This window comes from Actinoplanes sp. KI2 (genome assembly GCF_025630775.1).
Lineage (GTDB): Bacteria > Actinomycetota > Actinomycetes > Mycobacteriales > Micromonosporaceae > Actinoplanes.
The window spans coordinates 1-8,573 of sequence record NZ_JAOSZE010000094.1; the positions used below are offsets into that span (position 1 = coordinate 1).

The 8,573-nt window shown below is 72.7% G+C and carries 7 protein-coding genes and 2 pseudogenes; 3 read left to right on the forward strand and 6 right to left on the reverse strand.

Features of this window, described 5'->3' with window-relative positions; translation table 11 throughout:
* A pseudogene (locus tag ODJ79_RS46145) lies at positions 1-432 on the forward strand (cytochrome ubiquinol oxidase subunit I); the annotation flags it as partial.
* 11 nt (positions 433-443) lie between these two features.
* Here the strand turns inward: ODJ79_RS46145 and ODJ79_RS46150 are convergent.
* Positions 444-1,319 (reverse strand): arylamine N-acetyltransferase family protein, encoded by an 876-nt coding sequence (locus ODJ79_RS46150; RefSeq protein ID WP_263030108.1) that lies wholly within the window; start codon positions 1,317-1,319, stop codon positions 444-446.
* A gap of 53 nt (positions 1,320-1,372) precedes the next feature.
* On the opposite strand from ODJ79_RS46150, the gene ODJ79_RS46155 reads away from it, so the two are divergent.
* Both ODJ79_RS46155 and ODJ79_RS46160 read left to right on the forward strand, forming a co-directional pair.
* Entirely contained in the window at positions 1,373-1,807 is a 435-nt protein-coding gene (locus ODJ79_RS46155) for a GyrI-like domain-containing protein (protein ID WP_263030109.1), read from the forward strand.
* 39 nt (positions 1,808-1,846) lie between these two features.
* Complete coding sequence (locus ODJ79_RS46160; RefSeq protein WP_263030110.1) at positions 1,847-2,515, forward strand: NADPH-dependent F420 reductase; 669 nt, start codon at positions 1,847-1,849, stop codon at positions 2,513-2,515.
* Here the strand turns inward: ODJ79_RS46160 and cydC are convergent.
* From cydC to ODJ79_RS46185, 5 genes and pseudogenes are all read right to left on the reverse strand, one after another.
* Entirely contained in the window at positions 2,443-4,194 is a 1,752-nt protein-coding gene (cydC, locus tag ODJ79_RS46165; protein WP_263030111.1) for a thiol reductant ABC exporter subunit CydC, read from the reverse strand. The two genes, ODJ79_RS46160 and cydC, sit on opposite strands and share 73 nt — an antisense overlap.
* The gene (cydD, locus tag ODJ79_RS46170; RefSeq protein WP_263030112.1) at positions 4,191-5,954 is read right to left on the reverse strand and encodes a thiol reductant ABC exporter subunit CydD; all 1,764 of its coding nucleotides are present in this window, start codon (positions 5,952-5,954) and stop codon (positions 4,191-4,193) included. The genes cydC and cydD overlap by 4 nt, the downstream gene beginning before the upstream one ends.
* Entirely contained in the window at positions 5,951-6,997 is a 1,047-nt protein-coding gene (gene cydB / locus ODJ79_RS46175; RefSeq protein ID WP_263030113.1) for a cytochrome d ubiquinol oxidase subunit II, read from the reverse strand. Before cydB ends, cydD begins: the two co-directional genes overlap by 4 nt.
* A gap of 16 nt (positions 6,998-7,013) precedes the next feature.
* Positions 7,014-8,408, reverse strand: a complete 1,395-nt coding sequence (locus ODJ79_RS46180; protein WP_263030114.1) for a cytochrome ubiquinol oxidase subunit I — start codon at positions 8,406-8,408, stop codon at positions 7,014-7,016.
* Between the two features lie 74 nt (positions 8,409-8,482).
* Positions 8,483-8,573 (reverse strand): annotated as a pseudogene (locus ODJ79_RS46185) (DNA-binding response regulator); the annotation flags it as partial.

The window sequence follows — 8,573 nt, forward strand, 5'->3', positions numbered from 1 at the left end:
ACCACCTTCCTCGTCCAGCACTGGCTGGGCACCGAGGGCATGCCCCGCCGGTACGCGGACTACCTGCCCTCGGACGGGTTCACGACGCTGAACACGATCTCGACGATCGGCTCGTTCGTGCTCGGCATCGCGACGCTGCCGTTCATCTACAACGTGTGGAAGTCGTACAAGGCCGGGGAGGTCGTGACCGTCAACGACCCGTGGGGGCACGGCAACTCGCTCGAGTGGGCCACCTCGTCGCCGCCGCCGCTGCGCAACTTCGACCGCATGCCGCGCATCCGCTCGGAACGGCCCGCCTTCGACGCGAAGTTCCCGCACCTGGCCGCCGGCGAGCAGTCCCTGGCCGGCCCGCCCGAGGGCGGGGCCCGGCCGCTCACGCACGAGTCCGACGGCGGCGCCACGTACGAGGAGGACCTGAGCACCGACCGCTGACCCGGCTACGACTACGACTGATCGGCTTCTCGGGCCAGCCACTGTTCGTGGGCCTCGGTCAGCCGGCGCCACAGCGCGTCCCGTTCGGCCGCGGTCACGTCATCGAGCGGGATGCCGAACACGTCGGTCACGGCAGTGAACCAGTCCGCCGGGCGGTCCAGGAGCGTGCGCGTTTCCGACTCGCCGAGGCGGCTCAGGTTCAGGCCACGCAGGATGTCGCAGCCGGTGGCGTCCCGGCGAAGGATGGCGAGCGCGCGGACGAAGCCGGACTCCGGGGACGTCGAGAGGAACTCGTGCATCTCGGTGAACGCGGTCATCTCCGCCGGACCGCCACGAAAGTCCATGCCCAGGAACGACCCGCGCGGGTCGTGGTCGAAGCGCCAGCCGCCCGGTTCGGCGATCGACTCGCTCAACGCGTACGCGAAAGGTCCCTGCCGGAATGCACCCGGGGTGAGCGGAAGTGGTTCGTGCAGGCCGTCGCCCATGCCCAGATCGACCAGCCAGCGGCCCTCGGGCGCGGCGACCGACGGCAGCCCCTCGACGGTGAGGACCAGGTGGTTGCCGGTGGCGCCGGCCGGGCGCTCCGCGTTGCCCTGCACCCCGCCGACGTGCCGTGTCACCCGATAGCCGAGCGCGGTCAGCAGCGCCGAAAACGCTCCGTTCAAGTGGAAGCAGTAACCGCCGCGACCGCGCAGAATGCGCCGCACCGAGTCGGACGGCTCCACGGTCGTCGGGCGGCCGAGCCAGATCTCCAGCGTCTCGTACGGCACGAGTTCCGCATGCGCCCGATGCAGGGCGAACAGGCTCTCGGCGCTCGGGGCCGCACCCACCGGCTCCGGCAGCCGGAGTCGTCGCAGGTACCCGGCAACGTCGATGGAGGCGGTCACCCGATCCATCATGCCGTGGCGATCAAGGGGTATCGCGCGGGACCATGCGAGCCATGTTCGAGGTCACGGTGACCACAGTGGCGGCCCGGCCGACGGCGGTCATTCCCGCGGTGACCAGCTGGGCGGAGTACCCCCGCGTCTGGAAGGGACTGCTCGACCGGGTGTGGTCGGCCCTGCACGCGGCCGGCATCACCCGCGGCTGCCCGAACGTGATGCTCTACCTCGACGACGTGCCGCACGTCGAGGTGGGCGTCCTCTATCAGGGGCCGCCGCTCGCCGAGCCGGTCGTGGCCTCCGAGCTGCCCGGCGGCCGGGTCGCCTCGACCCGGCATCGCGGCCCGTACCACGAGCTCGGCGCGGCCCACGAGGCGGTCAGGACCTGGTGCGCGCGCCACGGCCTGACGACCGGGCCGTGGTGGGAGGTGTACGGCCCGCACCACGACGACCCGGCTCGCCTCGAGGTCGAAGTGTGTTACCTCACGCAATGAAGCGGAAATGAAGCGGGCGCGGGTGTGTTGGCACCGGACATGACGACTGTGGGATTCATCGGTAGCGGACTCATCGGCGGCACGGTGGCGCGGCTCGCGGTGGCCGCCGGCTACGACGTGGTGGTGAGCAACTCGCGCGGCCCCGAGACGCTGGCCGGCCTGGTGGCCGAGCTGGGCCCGAAGGCGCGCGCCGCGACCGCGACGGAGGCGGCCGAGGCCGGCGACATCGTGGTGGTGAGCGTGCCGTTCCACGCACACGCGCGGCTGCCGATCGCCCAGCTGGCCGGCAAGGTCGTGCTGGACACGAACAACTACTACCCGGAGCGGGACGGCGCCTTCGCCGAGCTCGACGAGGGCAAGCTGACCAGCGCCGAGCTGGAGCAGCGGGAGCTGGGCACGGCCCGGTTGGTCAAGGTCTTCAACAACATCTTCCACGCCCACCTGGCCACCCTGGCCCGCCCGGCCGGCGACGCCGAGCGGAGCCCGCTGACCATCGCCGGGGACGACGCCGGCGCGAAGCAGACGGCGACCGAGTTCCTGGACGCGATCGGTTACGACGCGGTCGACATCGGTTCGCTCGCCGAGAGCTGGCGGGTGGAGCCGGGCCAGCCCGCGTACGGGCCGCCCTACGGCAACTACCCCGACCCGGTCGGCGTCCCGGTGAGCGCCGACAAGGTGCGCGCCGCCGTGGCCGCCGCCCGCCGCTGAGGCCCGGCATCTGACGGCGCCCCCCGCGAAACGCCGGGCGCCTCCCGCGGCGCGCCGAGCGGAGCATCCCGCGAGACGCCCGGGGCATCGAGCGACACCACCCGATCGACCAGCGCGGCGATACCGGGGCGGTGCGTGATCAGCAGGACGGCCCGGTCGCCGGCGGCGGCCAGGAGGTCCTCGGTCAGCGCCGCCGCGGTCTCGTCGTCCAGGTGCTCGGTCGGCTCGTCGAGGATCAGGATCCGGAAGTCCCGCAGCAGCGCTCGGGCGAGGGCGAGCCGGCGGCGCTGACCGCCGGATAGCGCCATGCCGTGCTCCCCGACCGCGGTCTCCAGGCCGTCCGGCAGCGTCTCGACCCAGTCGGCGAGCCGGGCCGAGGCCAGCGCCGCCCGCAGTTCGTCGTTGCCGGCGGCGGGTCGGCCGATCCGCAGGTTCGCGGCGATCGTGGTGTCGAACAGGTACGCGTCCTCGGGCAGATAGCCGACGACGTCGCGCACCTCGGCCGGGTCGAGGGTCCGCAGGTCGACGCCGTTGAGGGTGGCCCGGCCCGCGGCCGGGTCGAGGAACCGGACCAGTACCGCGGCGGCCGTGCTCTTGCCGGAGCCGCTCGGCCCGGTCAGCGCGACCCGGTCGCCGGGCGCGAGCGTGAGCGACACGTCGCGCAGCGCCGTCCGGCCGGGCAGCCATTCCGCGCTCACCCGCTCCAGCCGCAGCGTGTACGGCCCGGCGGGCATCCGGGCCGGCGGGTCGGGGACGGTCACCGGCGAGGGCGCGGCCAGCACCTCGCGCAGCCGGCGCACCGAGGCCCGGCAGGCGGCGTACCGCTGGGCGGCCGCCGGCAGCGCGCCGACCGTCTCGAACACGGCCAGTGGCGTCAGCACGACCACGGCCAGCAACTCTCCGCGCAGGACGCCGCCACCCACCGCGACCGCACCGGCGGCCAGGCCCACCAGCAGCGACAGGCCGGTGGCCACGGCGGTCGCGGCCGCGGCGAGCCCGGCCGTCACGCTCGACCGCCGCTCGGCCCGGCGCAGCTCGGCCCCGGTCGCGGCGAGGGCGGCCAGCCGGGCGTCGACCGCGCCGTACGCGATCAGGTCGGGCAGCCCGTGCGCCAGGTCGGCGGTCCCGGTGGCGAGCGAGCCGCGCAGCGGCGCGAGCCGTCCGTCGGCCTGCCGCGCCGCCCGCGACTGCAGCGCCGGGATCCCGGCCCCGACCAGCAGGATCCCGAGCGCGAGCGTCAGTCCGGCCGGGACCGACAGCGAGCCGATCAGCAGCACCGACCCGGCGCCGGCGACCAGCGCGACGGTGTACGGCAGCACGACCCGGGTGAGCAGGTCGAGCACCGCGTCGACGTCGTCGGCGAGCCGCTTCGCGAGGTCCGCGCGGCGGAAGCCGGCCAGGCCGGCCGGGGCGACCTTCGCGAGGTGCGTGAAGATCCGGACCCGGGTACGCCCGAGCGCGCGCAACGCCGCGTCGTGCCCGGTCAGCCGCTCGGCGTAACGGAGCACGCCCCGGCCGATCCCGAAGGCACGCACCGCGACGATGGCCACCATCAGGTGCAGCACCGGCGGGTGCAGGGCGGCCCGGGAGATGAGGAACGCCGAGGTGGCCATCAGGCCGATCGCGGCCCCCGCCGCGCCGGCCCCGGCCAGCACCGCCGCCAGGAAACGCGCCCTCATCGGACACCCTCCGGCGTGCGGGCGTCCGCCGGCGTGCGGGCGCCCACCGGCGTGCGGGCGCCCACCGGCGCGAGCGCACCTTCCGGCGCGAGCGCACCTTCCGGCGCGAGCGCACCCTCCGGCGCGAGTCCACCCGCCGGCGCGAGCGCACCCACCGGGGTGAGGTCGACGACGCGGTCGGCGAGCGCGATCAGTTCCGGCCGATGCGCGGCCATCATCACGGTGCGCCCGGCGGCGAGCCGGGTGATCGCCGCCATCACCGCGGCGGCCGTGTCGGCGTCGAGGTTGGCGGTCGGCTCGTCGAGCAGCACGAACGGCGCGTCCCGCAGGAACGCCCGGGCCAGGGCGATGCGTTGCCGCTGCCCGGCCGAGAGCCCCGCCCCGTCGTCGCCGAGCACGGTGTCGTAACCCTGCGGCAGCGCGGCGATGAATTCGTGCGCCCCGGCTTGCGTCGCGGCCCGCACGACGTCCGGACTGCCCTCAACGCCAAGTGCGATATTCGCCCGAATTGTCCCGCCGAACAGGTACGGCCGCTGCGGCACCCAGGCAATCGAGGAGCGCCACGACGCCGGGTCGACGGTCGCCAGATCGACGCCACCCACGGTGACCCGGCCCGAGTCACACGACGCGAATCCGAGCAGCAGGTTCAACGCGGTCGACTTTCCCGACCCGCTCGGCCCGGCGAGCGCGACGAAGGACCCGGGCGGGACCACCGTGGACAGGCGCAACGCGTCGCTGTCCCGATAGCGCACCACGACGTCCTCGAAGGCGATGGCCCCCGACGGCGCCGGCGCCGATCCGCCCGCGGGCGCCGGGATCTGCAGGACCTCGAACGCCGCGGACGCGGCCGCCAGCCCCTCCGCGCTCGCGTGGTAGTGCGCGCCCACCTGCCGCAGCGGCAGATACGCCTCCGGCGCCAGGATCAGCACCAGCAGGGCCGTCCGCAGATCGAGGTGCCCCGAGACCAGCCGCAGCCCGATCCCCACCGCGACCAGCGCCACGGAGAGCGTCGCCAGCAGCTCCAGCACCAGCGACGAGAGGAACGCGATGCGCATCGTCCGCATGGTGACCCGCCGCTGCTCGTCACTGACCCGCCGGATGTTCTCGACCTGCGCCCCGGCCCGGCCGAACACCTTCAGCGTGGACAGCCCGGCCACCACGTCGAGGAAATGGTGGGACAGCCGGGCCAGCAGCTTGAACTGCTTCCGGTTGGCCGCCTCGGTATGCATCCCGACGAGCGCCATGAACACCGGGATGAGCGGCAGCGTCACGGCGATCGTGAGGGTCGCCACCAGGTCGGCCGGCGCCAGTCGCACCAGCACCACGGCCGGCACCAGCGCCGCGAGCACCAACTGCGGCAGATACCGCGCGAAGTAGGCGTCCAGCGCGTCCAGCCCCCGGGTCACCAGCGTGATCAGCTCACCGGTGGCGGGCCCCCGCCCCGGCCCGAGGGCGGCCGCATGCGCCAGCAACCGCCCCCGGAGCTCCTGCTTCACCGCGGCGGACGACCTGGCCGCCGCCGCTTCCTGCGCCCAGCCGATCGCCGCCCGGCCGGCGGTCACCGCCGCCAGCGCGACCAGCGCCGGCAGCAGCGCGGAGACCGAGGCGCCGTCGAGGAAGACCGCGCTGATCCCGTACGCGAGAAGGGTGGCCTGCCCGACGACGAGCCCGGCCGACAGCACGCCCAGCGCCACGGTCGCGCCGAGATACCACCTGCTGGCCCGCGCATACCGCAGCAGCCGGGGATCCAGCGGCTTCACGAGGTGCCCGGCGCGGAAGCGGTGCGCGACGAGGAGGAAACGCTCGGCGTGGCAGGGATGTGCTCGACGGACAGCCGCTTGCGGAACACCCAGTACGTCCAGCCCTGGTACAGCAGCACGAGCGGGGTGAAGAACACCGCCACCCAGGTCATCACCTTCAGCGTGTACGGCGTGGACGACGCGTTGTGCACCGTCAGGCTGTTGGCGGCCGCGATCGTCGACGGCATCACGTCCGGGAACAGCGTGACGAACAGGCCGAAGACGGCGAGCACCAGCGTCGCGCCGGTCGCCAGGAAGGCCCACCCCTCGCGCCGCAGCCGGGTCGCCGCGACCGCGCTGCCCAGGCACACCGCCGCCGCGACGAACAGCACCAGGCCGATCGCGTCGTGATGGGCGATCGCGGTCCAGGCCAGGAACGCGCCGGCCACCACGACCGCGGCGGGCGCCAGCCGGGCGGCCAGCGCGCCGGCCCGCTGCCGCATCTCGCCGTCCGTCTTGAGGGCGAGGAAGACGGCGCCGTGCAGCGTGAAGAGCGTCAGGGTGGTCAGGCCGCCGACGATCGCGTACGGGTTGAGCAGGTCGAAGAAACTGCCGACGTATTCGTGGCTCTGGTCCAGGCGTACCCCTCGGACGATGTTGCCGAAGGCCACGCCCCAGAGCACGGCCGGCAGCAGCGAGCCCGCGACGATGCACCAGTCCCAGCGACGGCGCCAGCGCTCGCCGTCCCGCTTGCCGCGGTACTCGAACGCGACCCCGCGGATGATCAGCGCCACCAGAATGATCAGCAGCGGCAGGTAGAAGCCGGAGAACAGCGTCGCGTACCACTCCGGGAACGCGGCGAAGGTGGCGCCGCCGGCGACGAGCAGCCACACCTCGTTGCCGTCCCAGACCGGGCCGATGGTATTGATCAGCAGCCGGCGCTCGCGGTCGTCCCGGCCGAGGACCGGGAGCAGGATGCCGACGCCGAAGTCGAAGCCCTCGAGCAGGAAGTAGCCGGCCCAGAGCAGCGCGATCAGCGCGAACCAGACGGTGGTGAGCTCCATTTGTCGACTCCCTCGATCAGTACGCGAACGCGAGCGGACGGTCCGGCGACTCCTCGTCCGAGTCCGGCGGTATCTCCGGCGCGCCGGCCCGCGCGTACTTGACGAAGAGACCCACCTCGACAACGGCGAGAATGCCGTAGAGGACCGTCAGCACGACGAGTGACGTGGCCGCGTTGCCCGTGCTCACCGAGGGTGAGGAACTCTCCGCGGTCTTGAAGACGCCGAAGACCGTCCACGGCTGCCGGCCCATCTCCGTGAAGATCCAGCCGAACGAGTTGGCGGCCAGCGGCAGGCCGATCGAGATCACGGCGGCGAGCCAGAGCCAGCGGCTGCGCGGGGTGCGGCCGCCGCGGGAGAACCAGAGGGCGGCCAGCGCCACCAGGGCCGCGAGCACGCCGAACCCGATCATCAGGCGGAACGACCAGTAGGCGACCGGGATGTTCGGCTTGTAGTCCCCGGGACCGTACTTCTGCTCGTACTCGGCCTGGATGTTGTTGATTCCCTCGACCTCGCCGTCGGGCGTGCCGGTGGCGAGCAGCGACAGGACGTCGGGGATCCGGATGCTGAAGACGTTCGCGGAGCCGTCGAGGGTGCCGACCGTGAAGATGGAGAAGCTGGCGGGCGCCGCGTCGGTCCACAGCGCCTCGGCGGCGGCCATCTTCATCGGCTGCTGCTCGGTCATCACCCGGGCCTGCGCGTCGCCGGAGACGAACACGGCGACCGCCGAAACCAGCACCACCCAGGCGCCGAGTTTGAGGCTCGGCCGGAACACCTCGGTCTGGTGGTGGCGCTTGACGTGCCAGGCGCTGACCGCGAGCAGCACCGCGCCGGCGGTCAGGAGGCAGGCGCTGAGCGTGTGCGGGAAGGTCACCAGCGTCGTGGTGTTGGTGAGGACCGCGCCGATGCTTTTGAGCTCGGCGCGGCCGGCGGCCTGGTTCACCTCGTAGCCGACCGGATGCTGCATCCACGAGTTGGCCGCGAGGATGAAGTACGCCGAGAGCATCGTCCCGATCGACGCGAGCCAGATCGTCGCCAGGTGCACCTTGCGGGGCAGACGGTCCCAGCCGAAGATCCACAGGCCGAGGAAGGTCGATTCCAGGAAGAACGCGAGCAGGCCCTCGATCGCGAGGGGTGCACCGAAGATGTCTCCCACGAACCGCGAGTAGGCGCTCCAGTTCATGCCGAACTGGAACTCCTGGACCAGGCCGGTGACCACGCCCATCGCGAAGTTGATCAGGAAGAGCTTGCCCCAGAATTTGGTGGCCCGCAGGTAGTGCTCCTTGCCGGTACGCACCCAGGCGGTCTGCAGGCCGGCCACCAGGACCGACATGCCGATGGTGATCGGCACGAAGAAGAAGTGGTAGACGGTGGTGATCCCGAACTGCCACCGGGCAAGATCGAGCGTGTCCACGGGCGAGTCCTTTCGACAGGTTCACCCGGAGTCTTTCGATCTACCCGGCCTTCGCGGCAGGGCCGAAGGTCACATCAGCCGGATTGGTGATCTCCGTGCAGCTTGGTCGCCAGGACGGCCGCCTGGGTGCGGCGCTCCAGGCCCAGCTTGGCCAGCAGGCTCGAC

Coding starts and splice junctions, on each gene's coding strand:
- ODJ79_RS46155 (WP_263030109.1), top strand. CDS start 1,373: ATGTTCGAGGTCACGGTGACCACAGTGGCGGCCCGGCCGACGGCGGTC.
- ODJ79_RS46160 (WP_263030110.1), top strand. CDS start 1,847: ATGACGACTGTGGGATTCATCGGTAGCGGACTCATCGGCGGCACGGTG.
- cydC (WP_263030111.1), bottom strand. CDS start 4,194: ATGAGGGCGCGTTTCCTGGCGGCGGTGCTGGCCGGGGCCGGCGCGGCG.
- cydB (WP_263030113.1), bottom strand. CDS start 6,997: ATGGAGCTCACCACCGTCTGGTTCGCGCTGATCGCGCTGCTCTGGGCC.